Annotated in this window: 17 protein-coding genes and 1 pseudogene; 17 read left to right on the forward strand and 1 reads right to left on the reverse strand. The window is 48.7% G+C overall.

The window, feature by feature from the left end:
- Positions 1 to 2: 2 nt before the first annotated feature.
- From D5085_07580 to D5085_07640, 13 genes are all read left to right on the forward strand, one after another.
- Positions 3 to 218, forward strand: a complete 216-nt coding sequence (locus tag D5085_07580) for a hypothetical protein (protein ID QEP42990.1) — start codon at positions 3 to 5, stop codon at positions 216 to 218.
- 21 nt (positions 219 to 239) lie between these two features.
- A complete protein-coding gene (locus D5085_07585) occupies positions 240 to 473 on the forward strand; it encodes a hypothetical protein (GenBank protein QEP42991.1) in 234 nt (77 codons plus the stop codon).
- A complete protein-coding gene (locus D5085_07590; protein ID QEP42992.1) occupies positions 473 to 1,915 on the forward strand; it encodes a hypothetical protein in 1,443 nt (480 codons plus the stop codon). Before D5085_07585 ends, D5085_07590 begins: the two co-directional genes overlap by 1 nt.
- A complete protein-coding gene (locus D5085_07595; GenBank protein ID QEP42993.1) occupies positions 1,916 to 2,581 on the forward strand; it encodes a hypothetical protein in 666 nt (221 codons plus the stop codon). It begins immediately after the preceding gene.
- A gap of 44 nt (positions 2,582 to 2,625) precedes the next feature.
- Positions 2,626 to 2,865, forward strand: coding sequence for a hypothetical protein (locus tag D5085_07600; protein ID QEP42994.1), 240 nt, complete (start codon positions 2,626 to 2,628; stop codon positions 2,863 to 2,865).
- A 2-nt stretch (positions 2,866 to 2,867) separates the two neighbouring features.
- Positions 2,868 to 3,263 (forward strand): type II toxin-antitoxin system VapC family toxin, encoded by a 396-nt coding sequence (locus D5085_07605; protein ID QEP42995.1) that lies wholly within the window; start codon positions 2,868 to 2,870, stop codon positions 3,261 to 3,263.
- A 16-nt stretch (positions 3,264 to 3,279) separates the two neighbouring features.
- A complete protein-coding gene (locus tag D5085_07610; GenBank protein ID QEP42996.1) occupies positions 3,280 to 3,699 on the forward strand; it encodes a hypothetical protein in 420 nt (139 codons plus the stop codon).
- A 134-nt stretch (positions 3,700 to 3,833) separates the two neighbouring features.
- The gene (locus D5085_07615) at positions 3,834 to 4,118 is read left to right on the forward strand and encodes a hypothetical protein (GenBank protein QEP42997.1); all 285 of its coding nucleotides are present in this window, start codon (positions 3,834 to 3,836) and stop codon (positions 4,116 to 4,118) included.
- A 103-nt stretch (positions 4,119 to 4,221) separates the two neighbouring features.
- A complete protein-coding gene (locus D5085_07620; protein ID QEP42998.1) occupies positions 4,222 to 4,821 on the forward strand; it encodes an AAA family ATPase in 600 nt (199 codons plus the stop codon).
- 394 nt (positions 4,822 to 5,215) lie between these two features.
- Positions 5,216 to 5,602, forward strand: coding sequence for a hypothetical protein (locus tag D5085_07625; GenBank protein ID QEP42999.1), 387 nt, complete (start codon positions 5,216 to 5,218; stop codon positions 5,600 to 5,602).
- The gene (locus D5085_07630) at positions 5,599 to 5,910 is read left to right on the forward strand and encodes a transposase (GenBank protein QEP43000.1); all 312 of its coding nucleotides are present in this window, start codon (positions 5,599 to 5,601) and stop codon (positions 5,908 to 5,910) included. The genes D5085_07625 and D5085_07630 overlap by 4 nt, the downstream gene beginning before the upstream one ends.
- A gap of 4 nt (positions 5,911 to 5,914) precedes the next feature.
- On the forward strand, positions 5,915 to 7,009 hold the full coding sequence (locus D5085_07635) for a hypothetical protein (GenBank protein ID QEP43001.1): 1,095 nt from the start codon (positions 5,915 to 5,917) through the stop codon (positions 7,007 to 7,009).
- An 11-nt stretch (positions 7,010 to 7,020) separates the two neighbouring features.
- Entirely contained in the window at positions 7,021 to 8,610 is a 1,590-nt protein-coding gene (locus D5085_07640) for an AAA family ATPase (protein ID QEP43002.1), read from the forward strand.
- A gap of 265 nt (positions 8,611 to 8,875) precedes the next feature.
- Here D5085_07640 and D5085_07645 read toward each other — a convergent pair.
- Positions 8,876 to 10,195 (reverse strand): annotated as a pseudogene (locus D5085_07645) (IS701 family transposase).
- Between the two features lie 147 nt (positions 10,196 to 10,342).
- Between D5085_07645 and D5085_07650 the strand changes: the two are divergent.
- Genes D5085_07650 through cas3 form a run of 4 tightly spaced genes read left to right on the forward strand, consistent with a single transcriptional unit; the run spans position 10,343 to position 15,365 of the window.
- Entirely contained in the window at positions 10,343 to 11,905 is a 1,563-nt protein-coding gene (locus tag D5085_07650) for a VWA domain-containing protein (GenBank protein QEP43003.1), read from the forward strand.
- Positions 11,906 to 11,954: 49 nt separating this feature from the next.
- On the forward strand, positions 11,955 to 12,266 hold the full coding sequence (locus D5085_07655) for a hypothetical protein (GenBank protein QEP43004.1): 312 nt from the start codon (positions 11,955 to 11,957) through the stop codon (positions 12,264 to 12,266).
- A complete protein-coding gene (locus D5085_07660; protein ID QEP43005.1) occupies positions 12,259 to 13,068 on the forward strand; it encodes a nucleotidyltransferase domain-containing protein in 810 nt (269 codons plus the stop codon). Before D5085_07655 ends, D5085_07660 begins: the two co-directional genes overlap by 8 nt.
- 23 nt (positions 13,069 to 13,091) lie before the next feature.
- Positions 13,092 to 15,365, forward strand: a complete 2,274-nt coding sequence (gene cas3, locus D5085_07665) for a CRISPR-associated helicase Cas3' (protein QEP43006.1) — start codon at positions 13,092 to 13,094, stop codon at positions 15,363 to 15,365.
- Positions 15,366 to 15,374 lie beyond the last annotated feature (9 nt).

Below are 15,374 nucleotides of genomic sequence, written 5' to 3' on the forward strand. Positions count from 1 at the left end.
CGGTGCTACTCGATAGCAATATCTTCATCTATGCGATTCAGCCACAATTCAACCAACTACGGGAATGGTGTCTGCAACGCAAAATGTCGTTAGGCGATGCGGTGATCGCGGCGACTGCGTTGGAGTATCAGCAAACATTAGCCACTCGGAACATCGATGACTTTGAGTGGATTGAGGGGCTGAGGTTAATTAATCCAATGGAAGGTGAATCGCTATGAGTTGGCGAACTGTCAAAGTCAGTGATTTTATGCTTGAACTGGGCAAAGGCTTCTCATTCGTCGCCCGCCAGATGCGCAATCGTCCGCTATTCGATATTGCAGGAAAACCAGCAGCTCTTCGCCTCCAAATATCAGCGCATCCTGCCTACCGAAGCGGAGCTGATTGCTGAACTGGAACGCGAGCGGCGATTGATTGAGGGGGAAATGGTGGTGTGTGATTTGATGTTGAGGTGGTTTTGGAAGGGGGTGGTGTAGTGGATAAATGGAATAAGGTTTATATTCAGAACCTGCCTATTTACATGCAATTGATTGAAAACTATTTTGCGCGTGATGAAATTAAAAAACAGAACGTCTCTGTTGAACACCTGTTGGATAAACTCCCGTTTAAGTTACCTAAAGGGCTGACAAAAAAAGAGATTAAAAAATTCGGTCAGTATCCAGTTGTGTCACAAAGCAAGGAACTGATCGTTGGATACAGTGATTTCGAAAAGAATGTAATTAGTACCGATTTGCCTTTAATAATTTATGGTGACCATTCGAAAACGATCAAATTTATAGACTTTCCATTTGTAGTTGGCGCTGATGGTGTAAAACTCCTTAAGCCCAAGAAAGATGTTGACCCAAAGTATTTTTACTATAGCTTGATTGGTCTTGAAACAGATACAAAGAACTATGGTCGACACTTCAGTTTTCTTAAAAAGAAATTGTTAGCTATTCCCTTATCATTGGAAGTTCAAGGTAAGGTAGTGAAGTTTATTGAAGATTTGGAAGTAAACGGAATTTCGAAGGGTGAGTCATATTTTTCTTCACAGATCGAAAAAATAATTGAGTCCCTACAAAATAATTCAATAATCGTATTAGAATTAAACGACGAACTCACCCACCAAAAAACCCTGCTCAAACAACTGCGCCAACAAATTTTGCAAGAGGCGATAGAGGGTAAACTCACCGCCGACTGGCGAGCAGAAAACCCCAATGTCGAACCTGCCAGCGAATTACTCAAACGCATTGCCGCTGAAAAGGCGCAACTGATTAAAGAGGGAAAGATTAAAAAGCAAAAGCCCCTGCCGCCGATTAGTGAGGAGGAAAAACCGTTTGAACTGCCGCAGGGGTGGGAGTGGTGTCGGTTAGAGGTAATAGCTAACCTAAAGAGTGGGAATCAGTATCACTATCCAAAAACTGATAGCGGCGTTATGTTTGTAAAAGTAGGTGATATGAATTTGTATGGAAATGAATACGAGATTGTTACATCTTCAACATACTTTCATCTTGACAAAATTAGGAAGCAAGATTTAATACCATGCGGAAGTATTATTTTTCCAAAGCGTGGCGGTGCTATTTCAACTAATAAACGTCGTGTTGTACTGAAAGAGCCAATATTAATAGATTCAAATACTATGGCAGTAACGACATTAAATAATGTTGGCTTCGGTTATTTTAAAATGTGGTTTGATAGCATTGATCTTGCATTGCTTGGTAATGATTCCGTTGTTCCTCAAGTTAATAACAAGGACATAAACCCTTTAGTTATCCCATTGCCACCTCTTTATGAACAACATGCCATCGTCACCAAAGTCGAAAAGCTCCTCGCCCTCTGCGATCAACTCGAAACCCAAATCAACCAAAACCAGAGCCATGCCGACCAACTGATGCAAGCGGTATTGCGCGAGGCGTTTAGGCAAAATAACGGGGACTAGATGAGTAGCACTAACACCCTGTTACTTGTGCTTGGTATATCGCTTTGGGGATTGCTTATTCCTATTCGCAAACGCAATAAGATTACTGAACACATCAGTTTCTCAGAGAATTTTCTGCAACTGTTAAAACAATACTGGAATAGCGGTGGCAGAGATAACGAGGCTTATAGTCAATTACTGCATGATTCCCATAAGATGCAGAACATAATGGGGGGTTTAGGGGTGTTTGTTCATTACCAACCCCCGTACCGCAACTATATGATGAAAAATTATCCTGTCATTTTGAATATGTTGCCGGAGTTAAGGCAGACACTGGATGACGAGTTCTTGTCGGCTCAGTTGGCAAGTAATTACATGAACGCAATGCAGGAAACACTCATTCGCTATATGGGCTATCTAGATAACCAACTCGAAACAAATAAACAAGAATTAGTAAACCCAATTAAGTGGTTCCGTAACGGTATCAGAGAGGTATTATCTTTGCCAATTCAGCTGCTTGACTGGCTAGATATTATTAACCACCAAAAGGCAGCAACAGCAATTACGAGCAAACTATTCAAAATAATTGCTGGAGTGGTCGCTTTAATCAGTTTTTTCAGTGCAATCGTAACCATAGTAACCGGTTGGAAGCCGTTTATTGGTTTGGTTCAGAATATAATGATATGAAAGTTCATGATACTGCTCGAAATTACCGAAAACAGGAGAACACCATGCTAAATCAAACCCTCCACCCCCAATTCATAACCACCCCGGAAGGGCAGCGCATTTCGGTGATTCTGCCGATTGATGAGTATGAGTCACTGCTACGCAACCCACCGGTTGAAGTTGAAGAGGCAGAGAAACCGGTGATTATGGGACGCTGGGATACTTTTTTTGATACCAAACCCGCCTTTGACGATGATTTTTTAGCCGATAGAGCTGATTCATTGCCGCAGGAACGGGATTTTTAACCATGATCATGCTCGATACCAACATCTGTATCTATGTCATGAAGCAAAGGACTCCCGAACTACGGGACAAATTTAATCTGGCTAAAGATCTCTGTATCTCAGCAATTACCCATGCGGAACTCTGCTATGGCATTGAAAATGGCGCAGAGCATCTACAGAAACAGCGCTACCATCAGCTACAACTCTTTACCGATAATCTGGTGATTGAGCCATGGGATGCGCTCTGTAGCCGCCATTATGGTGAGATTCGCAGCTACTTAAAACGACAAGGTAATCCGATTGGCAACAACGATCTGCTGATTGCAGCGCATGCTCGTCGATTGCAAGCAACGCTGATCACCAACAATAGTAGTGAGTTTAATCGGGTACCTCAATTGAGGGTGGAGAACTGGGTTTAACACCAGAACAGGAGTTATGCAGATGGATATTCACGCTATTATTGTTCACAAAATCGAAAAAGGGCAAAGAGAACAGGGTCAACCAGCACCTATTGCAATAATCACCCCACGAAAAACCGAATTATCCCACGATGATGAGCTAGTCATTGATCTGTTGGATTATGTCTGGAAAGCCTACAAAACCGGTAAAACTTTTGGCTCATTCGATGGTGATACCGATAACTATCCGGTACAGCAGTGGCTAAAAAACTATCTGGACAAGCCAGCAGAAAACCTGTTTATCCCTCTGACCAATCAAATCATGAACCGCTTGAAACAGCAGATTGAAAATCAGAACTTTGCTACCGGTGGTCATATCCTCTTTGCTCATCTGACAAAAGATGACCAACCATGGTGTAACGACCCACAAAATCAAAGGGCACTACAGCCGAAATGACCCGCTCTGACAAAGAGGTTCTTTTTCAATTCACTTGCTAGCAGTCTGGGACGGAAAGAAGAAAAACAGAGGGTATCTCCCTGCGGTAAAATGTGACAATTTGCCGTCATCGCACGCAACCGAAAGGAGTACCCATGTCGCGTATTGTGCCCAATATCACCACTCTTGAGCAACACCATCAGCAACTTCAGGCCGATCCGGAGCGTTATCGTCCGGATGACTGCCCGCACTGTGGCAAAACACAACTGTGGAGCCATGGCGTCTATTTTCGCTATCCAGATCGAGGGTTGGAGAGTCAAGGGGCTTATAACCCTTGCCGTCGCCGCCAGCGTAAAAGTGAAGCCGTCGCTGAGAACCACAGTAGCGGCCCCTCACCGGTCGATCTGGCCGCACAACGCCACTACGGAGGGGAGTCCTAATGCGTACCTTACATCACTTTGGATTCAAACACTTTCCGCTCGATCAACGTCAAGAAAACTTGTGGCAGGATGAGACGCACAAGCGGCTGAAAAACCGGTTTCAGTGGTGACTGATCAGCTTATCTATCTGGCCGAAACCGATTTTGGCCGGGTCGATATCTATCGGGCGCTGGCACTAGAGCTCGGACTGGAGCCGGCATATCGCCGTGCCCAATTGTGGCGTGATATTAAGCAACGAATTGAAGAGCTCACGACCCATCAGGCGCTGTTACCGATCTGGATTATCGATGAAGCACAAAATCTGCCCACTGCTTTTTTCCACGATTTTCCGGCCTACATTAACTTTGCCTTTGATTCGAAAGAGCTGTTAACCGTTTGGTTTGTCGGTCACCCCTATCTGGCGACTTTGCTGGAGCGACAACCCTATAATGCTTTAAACAGTCGGATCCATGTGCGGTTACAGCTTAAACCGGTGACTGAACGCCAGCTATTCCGGCAGCTCATTGAACACGCTTTTGAAAGTGCCGGTGCGTCTCAGACCCTGCTCTCCGATTCGGGAATAGAGTTGCTACACCAAGCGTCGGGAGGGATCCCCCGCCGGGCCGCCCGTTTATTGAAAACCTCGTTAAATCTGGCAGCGGAAAAAGGGATGAATCATCTACCCGATGAGTTAATCCAGGCCGCTATTGAGGAGTTGCGTTAGGGGCAATCTAGCGTTATCCACAATTCGCTCCCCTGAAGACCCTTATATATCGTAAGGGGAGCGGGTTGTGGGTAACGCGGCCAACCACAAATAGAGCGGGACGAGTCTGTGATGGATTTGTCCCGTTTTGTTTTGGGGTGAGGTGTGCTCTGTTTTAGCGTGGGACTTTGCTTCTGTCTCATCTAAAAAAGGGCGGGACAAATCTCCTTGGAGAGTGTGGGACGGTACAGCGACTGACACCGCAACACGACCAGAAGTGGGGGGTGACACTACCTGAATTAACTATGAAGAGAATTGGTCAATTGATGCAGCGTAACCTTACGCCACCATAGCGTAAAAAGCCCCGAAAAATTTGTTTCACTACTCCCCTGATGAACCACAGAGGAGAACAGAGATGCCGAACCCCACCCTGGTAGCCGTATCACAGGCCTTTAAAGATTGGCGGGAGAACCCAGAAAAGAGCGCGCGAAGCCGAATTCCCGAGGCGCTGCAACAACAAACCGTAGCGTTAATAGGCCACTACCCGGTGAGCCACATACTCAAAGCGCTGCGCATCAATTACCGTCAACTCAGCAGCTGGAAGAAGAGCCGGGAGGAGAACGACACCATCCCGGGATTCATCGCGCTTGAGCCGTCAGAGCCGACTAGCGAACCTCTTCTGGCTCTCAAATGGACGACCGAAACCACTACCGGTCGACCATTGAGTGTGGAGGGCGAGTTATCACCGGAACAATGGCGGCAACTACTGCCCCTGCTCAGTCAGATGGGAGCTAACTCATGATCTACCTCACAGAACAGACTCCGGTGATGATAGCGACAGCACCGGCTGATTTTCGCCGTGGCATCGACGGCTTTGTCGCGCTGTGCCAACACCAACTCGGCCAACAGCCGCGCTCGGGCACCGTGTTTGCCTTTATTAACCGCTCCAAAACGATGATTCGCCTGCTGGTCTATGAGAACAATGGCTACTGGCTGATGACCAAACGCCTCTCCAAAGGCAAATACCGGGGTTGGCCTCGCCCGGCAGAGCCGATAAGTGCGATTAAGGCACAACAATTACGCCAACTCCTCTCAAATTTGGTAAGATAGTGCCATGACAGAGTTTAAAACATTGAGTAAAACCGAGATTGACGAGCTGATTGAGCGTGTTGAGAGAGCCATTGCAGAAGATTTGGCCCTCTCTAAAGCCGATATGCAGCTACTGTTGGGGGTTTTGTTAATGGTCACAGAGCGACAGATCTCATTGTCTCTGAAAGATGTCACGATACACAAATGGCGTAAACTGGCTGGGATAATCAGCAGCTCAGAGAAACGCTCTGCGGTTATTCCTGATGGCGATGCGTCAAACGACTCGGATGGTACCCAAAAGAGCGATGCAGCTACTTCAAAACCCGACGGTAACAGCGAGTCAACCGCATCAGGCAAGCCGAAGAAAAAGCCATCGACTCAAAAAGCAGAGCGGGTGATTCGGTTGCAGTGCCATCACAACCATGATGAGCTGAAGGCGGGACAGCTCTGCCCAGAATGCGGTCATGGCCGGCTCTACATCTATCAGCCGGTGATACGGGTACGGATTCAGGGCGAGCCCCCTTTAAGTGCGGTCGAACATATTTTCGAGCGGCTGCGCTGCAATAGCTGTGGCGCCTACTTTACCGCGACCCCTACAGACGATTTTCAGCAAGATGGCGGCATGAATCAGCTCTATGGCTACAGCGCCCGGGCTATTATCGCGCTTCACCGCCACTTTGCCGGTCTGCCGCTTCACCGGCAGCAGACGCTGCAGCAGATATTAGGGGTGCCACTGACTGCGTCGTCACTCTATGACCAGACCCAGTCTGTCGCCAATGATGGCTTCGTGGTATTTAAGGCACTCAAACAACGGGCTGCTGATGCGCCCCACTTCAATCTGGATGATACACCCAACCGGATTTTGAATCAGGGCACGATTCTGAAGCCTGACAGACGGAGCGGTCAACTTAAATCCCGCAGCGGCACCTTCACTTCCGGCGTAATCGCGACACTGGAGAGTGGCCAACAAATCGTGCTCTACCAGACCGATATTGGCCATGCCGGAGAGTTGATCGATGAGATTCTGCGTCTGCGCCATCCTGGGTTACCCAAACCCACTATCATGTGCGATGCGCTCGGTTGGTTCGTGGCGGACAGTGATTTTACTTTTTTGATTTAAGGCTTTAACCCATGGAAAAATTCTTCAACACCGAAGGGCCGGTCAACCCATCCATGCACTATATTATGCCGCCATTGGGTCGGATAGAGTGGCCGGAGATAGAGCACCTGCTTCAACAGCAAAAATATTTTCTGCTCCACGCCCCGCGCCAAACCGGTAAAACCACCGCCATGCTGGCGATGGTGGAACGATTGAACCAGCAGGGAGATTACCACGCCCTCTATGCCAATATTGAAGCAGCCCAAACGGCACGCAACGATGCCGACAAAGGTAATCGCATTATTTGCGACACCCTAATGCAAAGCGGCGAGCTCTTTTTTAACGAACCGCTACCATGGGGTGAAATCAGAGATAAATTGAGTACAATTGAACCGCAACAGCGGTTAAGTCAGCTACTTAGTTGGTGGGCAATTAACAGTACCAAACCCATCGTACTCCTTCTCGATGAGGTCGATGCCCTGATTGGTGACACCCTCATTTCGTTACTACGCCAACTACGCGCCGGCTACAGCCAGCGCCCGCACGCCTTTCCCCATAGCGTGATACTTTGTGGTGTGAGAGATATTAAAGACTACCGTATCCATCAGGGCAATGGCGAGATTATCACCGGCGGCAGTGCCTTTAACATTAAAGCCAAATCGCTGACGATGGGTAATTTCACTCAGCAGGAGATCAAAACCCTCTATCAGCAACACACTGAAGCGACCGGCCAATCTTTTGACAACGCAATCTTTGACCAGCTCTGGCCCGATACCCATGGCCAACCGTGGCTGGTCAATGCCTTAGCTTATCAAATGACCTGGGAAGAGCGCGAACTGCGCGACCGCAGTCGCCCCGTCACCCTGCAACACTACTATGCCGCCCGCGAACGGCTGATTCAATCCCGTGCCACCCACCTCGATCAACTGGCTGACAAACTGCGTGAAGAACGAGTGCATCGGGTCATCGCACCGATACTGACCGGAGAGAGTATCGAACAGCACGACAGTGACTTGCAATATTGTCAAGATTTAGGGCTGATTCGTACCCGACCCCATCTGGCCATCAGCAACCGTATCTACCGTGAGATACTGCCGCGTGAACTCACCTACGGCCTACAGGCATCGATAGCTAATCAGGAACAGCAGTGGTACCTCACCGGCGACAACCGCCTGAACATGGTCAAACTGCTGCAAGCGTTTCAACACTTCTTTCGCGAAAATGCAGAGAGCTGGATAGAGCGCTTCGACTACAAAGAGGCAGGACCGCAACTACTACTGCAAGCCTTCTTGCAACGCATTATCAACGGCGGCGGTCGCCTCAACCGTGAATACGCCCTCGGCCGACGCCGTACCGACCTGATTATCGAGTGGCCAACCACAGCGCAGGGCTATTTTGGCGACATACAGCGCATTGTGATTGAACTAAAAATCTTACGCGGCGAACTGGAACAGATCATCACCGAAGGCATCGAACAGACCCTCGACTATGCGGATAAAGCCGATGCCGGAGAGTGCCATTTGATGATATTTAACCGCAATCCCGATACCCCCTGGGACAAGAAAATCTGGCAACAGCAGCGCAGTAACGGGCAGCAAACCATTACGGTATGGGGTGCTTGAATATAGCACTGTATCCATGAAGCGCAGGACATCCTCCTCGTACGCCAACAGGCGTTCCAGTAAGTTTCTGGATTTAGAACGCTTTAACCGTCCTCGCTGCCCTTTTTTTCGTTGAGACTCATCCGGAGGGGGTGTTTCGTTCTCACCCCTCTTCAGTATTTGCCGGTATCGCTCCCTGTAACCTTCGACTGCTGCCGTATTGAGTACTCCCCCCGCCATATTCACGGCATGATTGATCTCAATACCTTCGCCAAAATTATTCATGCTAGGCAGCCTTAGGTATCTGATTAATACGGCCTCTATTAGCCGCCTGCTGAATAATTTGGTCAATAATAACCGCATCCGGCATTTGTGGAAGCAATTTTAAAGCTTCCAAGACATATTGGCGCCCTCTGAACTGCGCTTTGAGATCGTTCACACTGAAGTCTGGACACTCTTCACGCATGGACTGGCGTAATATATAAGAGAGGTTAACCATCAGCATCGCAAGATTAGCACTGTTGTAAACTGGGGTTTGTTTGACGGCCATAAAATCTTCCAGTCCCCAGTACTGCTTGGCATCCCTAAAATTGAACTCAATTTGGAATCTGAGTCGGTAGTAGTCAACCAACTTCTCATAGCCTAATTCCACATCACTGCTGAAGAGAATGACATGAGAGTGTGCACCACTCATTTGATTCGTTTTGACAATGATTACAACATTCAGTAAATCGGCAAATGTCTTGTGGAAAACAGGCATCTGATAGATGTCCGTTCGAATATGGTCTTCAGTCGATGTGTTTTTGAGATAGGCTTGTGGCAGGTTGCGATAACCAAGCCGTTCACCCTATTTGCGTCGTCGGCCTCGGCCACTGTAGGGACTGTCATAGGGGAGATAAAGTGCTGAATTGCAGCGTAGCTTTGAGATGAGGTGTAATTTCAATTGTTGAACCATTTGCAGGGCGTTATTGTGTCCAAATGCGCCATCGAAAACAAAATAGCGGATTAAAACCCGGCCATTGATCCGCGTTAATACCTGATTTATCAATCCTTTTGCAAACTGCAAATAAGGAGATAACTCGACTTCTTTAAGGTTTCGATTGCTACTCCCTTTCGGACGACCACTCTTTTTTTCTTTAACGCTACTCGTTCCTTTAGGACAACTCGCCGCTGCCTCTTTTATAATCGGCTCTAGCAGCATCGGGTGCGAACTGCGTCGCTTTACATTAATAAGCGATAGACTGAAAAAGCACAATCCGGGTACCGTCTTGCCATATATTGAAGAAAAAAATCGTTCCAAGCCATATGTTTTTTTACCCGATTTCGTGACCACAACCTCATCCGCAGCCATCACCCATTCGGTATCCTCTCCTAAAAGATGGCTCTGAAACAGCGACCAATTCAGTTGTGGCCAATTAATCGTGCTATGAAAAAAACGCTGAAGTGTACGATAACTCCCCCCTCGACCGCTCTAACGCGAAAGTCCCAACATGGTGACTCGGCCTGTCATCGACAGCATCGCTTCAGCGATTCGAACTAAACAACGCTGATTTGTTTTTCCTAACTCGTAGCTTAAACAGGTTAAAAGTAGCATAATGTCTGGCATGGGCTGGGGCTCCGGTGTTCGCTTGTTGTTTGGTCACTTAAGCTTATCACCTTAGCCCCTCGCCCTCCTCATTTTTTTGGCGAAGGTATTGATATCGCCTATCGGGTTGAAACGATCCAGACATGGAAAAATAGCCACGACCACGCGGTGGAGATCCACTACACCCTACCACTACCGCGCAATGCTGTGCTGCTGGAGCTTACTGGTCAGTTAGGCGAGAAGCGGTTGCAGGCTGAAGTTAAAGTCAAAGCGGTGGCAGAAGAACGCTATGAACAGGCGATAAGTGACGGCAATAGCGCTATTCATCTGCAACAGCTTGAAGCGGGATTATGGGGGCTCTCATTAGGGAATTTAGCAGCAGGGGAGCAGCTGACACTGACCTACCGTTGGATACACCGCAGCTTGTGGCAAGGCCATACCTTATGCCTCTACATCCCGACCACCATTGCGCCCAAATTTGGTCGGACAACTGTCACCGATGAGTTTATTCCTGACATCGCGGTGGCGGCGACCATTCCGTTGAGCTGTCGGCTACAACCGGAGCCGCTGGCACAACTGCATGGTGAGTGGCGCAGCCCGAGCCACCGGTTAGAGCCGGATGAGTCGGGGTATTGCCTAGCAGCAGGGGCAGAACCGGATCGCGATATTATCTTTACACTACAGGCCGAACAGCCCCCTGCGAATCGTCTGCTACCGATAACCGACGGTGAGAACGGCTATTTTCAAATCTCACGCTGGGTGATCGAACCGGGCGATACCGTCTCAACCCAACCGTTGGATGAGACTCTCTGGTTAGTGGTTGACTGCTCCGGCTCAATGGCAGGGGATTCGATAGCGACCGCAAAAAAGGCACTGAGCCAAATCATCGACCACCTGCCATCCGAACAGCGGGTGAACCTGCTTGCGTTTGGTTCGACGACCCGTCGCTATAGCCGCCAACCACTCAATGTAACTCCCCGATGGCGCAAAGCGGCGCTACGCTGGGTGCCTAACCTCGAGGCCGATTTAGGTGGAACTGAACTACACCGCGCATTAGACGAGATCTACCGCCAACAGCAACAAAATCCCTCACGCATTGTGCTGCTAACCGATGGCGAAGTCTGGGGCGAGGAGGCGATGCTTGAACGGGCTAAAACCGAAGCCGCACGCTTTTACACTATCGGTATTGGTAGCGCCGTGAGTGAATCGTTAGTTCGCTCACTCGCGGAGCAGAGTGGCGGCTGTTGTGAGCTGGTCAACCTCAGGGAAAATATGACCGAAGTGATAGAGCGTCAAACCTACCGCGCCTGTCGTCCGGTCACCTCGGCTACCGTGCACCAGAGCGGTTTACCCTTTGCTCCATCCGATCCGGCTCTGCCGCATCTTAACAAGGCAGCCGAAACGGCCATTAATGATCGGGATCTGCAACGCCTTGCGGCAGCTGCGTTTAGCCCGTTATGGCAGGGTAAACAGCGGGCTAAATGGGATCAGTTTTACCAACTGATTGGCCCCGAGACCAGCATGATTGCGGTATTGCAGCGGGAAGAGGCGATTGAGACGCTGCCGCAGAGTCTGAAACAGCCGCATCTGTTAGCAGCCGGGTATGGGGGCAGTAGTCGGGTGAGGGCCTCTGCTTGTGTTGGAGAGATGACCCATGACTCACTCGATGTTCTGCAAGCTGTTTTTTGCTCCTGCCTTTTTACGCCGTTCATCGACTCCGGCATCGGCTAATGCGATGTTCTCCGTAAGGCAAGATGATGATGACTTTTTTACGCGATTAATGAATAAAATTAAGCCTGAGAAACCAGCAGAACCGGTTGAGCAGTTGCTCTTAACTCTGGAACAATGGCTACGCGACCATCCGACCCTGACTAAAACGGCACTGTTGGAGCAGCTGGCAGCCTACCTCTATCAGTTGTGGTGCGAAGAGGCGCTGCAACCACTGGAGAGTCTGGCTCAAGCCGAGATAGAACAGGTGCTGGAGGATAGCGATAGTTTTATTGCCATAGTGCAGCAGTGGATAGCGCAGGCAGAGGTTAGCAAGGGTAAAATTAAGCAGCTGGAGCGGTTGTTACGGGGGGCACATGATTAAACCGGAGATAGAGAGTGAGATTCATCGCCGTTTGCACGCGGCCGAGGCAGAGCATCAAGTTACCATACTCTATGCCTGTGAATCGGGAAGCCGGGCATGGGGCTTTGAGTCATCCGACTCAGATTACGATGTGCGTTTTATCTATGCCCATCGAACTGAATGGTATCTCACTTTTGATGTAGAGCGGCAGCGGGATGTGATTGAATATCCGATTGTTGATGAAATTGATTATAACGGCTGGGATATACGCAAAGCGCTCTACCTTTTTACCCGAACCAATGGTGCGCTGCTGGAGTGGCTCAATAGCCCGGTTGTCTATGTGGAGCAAGGCAATACCGCACAGCAGCTGCGCCAGTTAGCGCAAACCGCGTTTAACCCGGTGGCGCTCTGTTACCACTATCACCACATGGCACAAGGGAATTGGCGGGAGTATCTTCAGAGTGAACAGGTGCGATTAAAGAAATATCTCTATGTGATTCGCCCGCTGTTAGCGATTCGTTATATTGAACAAAATCATACTCCACCTCCGGTCGCTTTTGCAGCACTGGTTGCTGCCGTGGCTCCTGAGTGGGTGAGATCTGACATTGAAGCGTTGATCGAACATAAACGCCATGCGCCGGAATTAGGGGTAGGGGAGGCTATGCCGGCGCTAAACCGATTTATTAAATCAGAAATAGAGCGACATGGTGACTCGTTTAAAGGGCTGGGGCGACCGGCTCTAAGTGGTGCTGATAATATTCTCCAAGCGTTAAATCGGGTATTTAGGGAAAGTTTGGCAACAAAACCAAGTCGCATTGATTGATCTGGCAGGGGTAGCGAACTTCAATGGGGAAATTAGAGAGCATAGCGCATGTTCGTTGTGATGATTCTGAAACAGTCATCAAACCACACGCTCTTAAAGAACATCTAATCGAAACGGCAAAGCTAGCCGCTGAGGTTTCAACACCATTTCAGGCTCAAGCGTGGGCTGAGCTGGCTGGGCGCTGGCACGATTTAGGTAAATATCGGCAACGGTTTCAGGACTATATTCGTCTGCAAACCGGCTATGAGGCTGAAAGTGCCCATCTTGAACATATTAATAAAGCGCCTCACTCGACTGTGGGTGCTATTCATGCGATTAAGCAACAAGGCGATAGTTTAGGTCATATTCTTGCCTATCTGATAGCGGGTCACCATGCCGGATTACCCGATTGGCATGGTGGTAAAGCGAGTCTTGGTTATCGGCTGAAACAGGGGCAACAGGAGTACCAGGAAGCGATGAGAGCTGATATTCCAGCCGACATTCTGAGTGGTATAGAGCTATCCCTACCGCAGTTTACCAATTCGTCAAAATCGATCTGGTCACTGTGGATGCGCTTACTATTTTCGGCACTGGTTGATGCCGATTTTCTCGATACTGAACGCTATATGAGTCCTGAACGGGCGTCGAAGCGAGATACTTGGCCATCGCTGGAGGAGTTGCGTGGTCGCTTTGATACATCGATAGCGGAATTACAAGCGAAACAGGGTGATTCGCCCTTAGCGTCGATACGATCCCAAATTTATCAACAGTGCCTTGTCGCTGCAAATTGGGAACCCGGATTATTTAGCCTGACAGTGCCAACCGGTGGCGGTAAAACTCTTTCCAGTCTTGCGTTTGCGCTACAACACGCTAAAAAGTATTACAAACGGCGCATTATCTATGCGATTCCGTTTACCTCAATTATTGAACAAAATGCCGATGTTTTTCGTCGCTATCTGGGTGATGATGCCGTTTTAGAACACCACAGTAATTTGGATCTGCCGTTGAGTGAAGAGGGCGGTCGTAGTCGTTTAGCAGCGGAAAATTGGGATGCGCCCCTGATTGTGACGACTAATGTGCAGCTGTTTGAGTCACTGCATGCCAGTCGTACCAGCCGTTGTCGTAAACTACACAATCTGGTTAACAGTATCATTATTCTGGATGAGGTACAGCAGTTACCTCGGGATTTTCACGCGCCGATTACTACCGTGATGCAGCAGTTAGCGGATGACTTTGGCGTAAGCTGGGTGCTCTGTACCGCGACTCAGCCAGAGTTAGGCAGGCAGCAGAACAGCTTTGGTCAAACGCTACTTGAAGGACTGAGTAATGTACGCGAAATCATCAATGCTCCCTCTGAGCTGGCAAATCAACTACAGCGGGTTATAATTCAATTACCACAACCAGATGCCAAACGCCAGAGCTGGCAAGGCATTGCAGAGGTATTAATCGCCGAGCCGTTAGTGTTGGCGGTGGTTAATCGTCGTGATGATGCTCGTACTTTATTTGAACTGCTACCGGATGAAGGGCAGAAATATCACCTTTCTGCACAGATGTGTCCAGAACATCGTAGTGTTATTTTGGGTGAAATTAAAAAATCTTTATTGAATTGGAAACAAGATGATCCACCACTAAGGGTCGTCACCACACAGCTTATTGAGGCTGGTGTCGATATCGACTTTCCGGTGGTCTATCGGGCGATGGCGGGATTGGATTCGATTGCACAGGCGGCAGGGCGTTGTAATCGTGAAGCTAAATTACCCCAACCTGGTCGGGTGGTGGTCTTTCTACCGCCGACTGCTGCACCAATGGGGCTGTTAAAGCAGGGCGAAGAGGTCACTATAGAGCTGTTGCAGAGTGGTAAACTGACCAACCCATTAGCGCCAGAGAGTTTTTCAGCCTATTTTGATCTGCTTAACAGCAAAGGGGAACGAGATAAACAGGGCATCCTTAAACTGCTCACACCAGAACATAGTCAGGACGCACCACTTGCGATTGCTTTTCGTACGGCGGCAGAAAAATTTCGTTTAATCGATAATGAGGGAGAGAGTGTTATCGTCCCCTACCGTAGCGATAAAAAAGAGTCGCCAGTGTATCAGTGGTTGAGTCTGCTGGAGCAAGATAGCAGCCAAAAGTGGATCTACCGTAAATTACAGCGTTATAGCGTCACACTACCGCAAAAATGGGTTCAGCGGTTAATGGATGACAATGTGATTGAAGTGATGGCTGGGCAACGGTTGCTGTTAGCCGAATATTACGATATCAGTTGGGGTGTGAATTTGGGTGATCTGCAACTCTCGGCAGAAGAGAGCATTATTTGAGGAGTGAAC

The organism is Ectothiorhodospiraceae bacterium BW-2 (assembly GCA_008375315.1).
In the GTDB taxonomy this organism is placed as follows: domain Bacteria; phylum Pseudomonadota; class Gammaproteobacteria; order Thiohalomonadales; family Thiohalomonadaceae; genus BW-2.

Excerpts from the sequence above, each read along its gene's own strand:
- D5085_07600 (QEP42994.1), top strand. The coding sequence starts at position 2,626 with ATGCTAAATCAAACCCTCCACCCCCAATTCATAACCACCCCGGAAGGG.
- D5085_07605 (QEP42995.1), top strand. The coding sequence starts at position 2,868 with ATGATCATGCTCGATACCAACATCTGTATCTATGTCATGAAGCAAAGG.
- cas3 (QEP43006.1), top strand. The coding sequence starts at position 13,092 with ATGGGGAAATTAGAGAGCATAGCGCATGTTCGTTGTGATGATTCTGAA.
- D5085_07625 (QEP42999.1), top strand. The coding sequence starts at position 5,216 with ATGCCGAACCCCACCCTGGTAGCCGTATCACAGGCCTTTAAAGATTGG.
- D5085_07610 (QEP42996.1), top strand. The coding sequence starts at position 3,280 with ATGCAGATGGATATTCACGCTATTATTGTTCACAAAATCGAAAAAGGG.
- D5085_07655 (QEP43004.1), top strand. The coding sequence starts at position 11,955 with ATGAATAAAATTAAGCCTGAGAAACCAGCAGAACCGGTTGAGCAGTTG.
- D5085_07640 (QEP43002.1), top strand. The coding sequence starts at position 7,021 with ATGGAAAAATTCTTCAACACCGAAGGGCCGGTCAACCCATCCATGCAC.
- D5085_07660 (QEP43005.1), top strand. The coding sequence starts at position 12,259 with ATGATTAAACCGGAGATAGAGAGTGAGATTCATCGCCGTTTGCACGCG.
- D5085_07630 (QEP43000.1), top strand. The coding sequence starts at position 5,599 with ATGATCTACCTCACAGAACAGACTCCGGTGATGATAGCGACAGCACCG.
- D5085_07635 (QEP43001.1), top strand. The coding sequence starts at position 5,915 with ATGACAGAGTTTAAAACATTGAGTAAAACCGAGATTGACGAGCTGATT.
- D5085_07615 (QEP42997.1), top strand. The coding sequence starts at position 3,834 with ATGTCGCGTATTGTGCCCAATATCACCACTCTTGAGCAACACCATCAG.
- D5085_07595 (QEP42993.1), top strand. The coding sequence starts at position 1,916 with ATGAGTAGCACTAACACCCTGTTACTTGTGCTTGGTATATCGCTTTGG.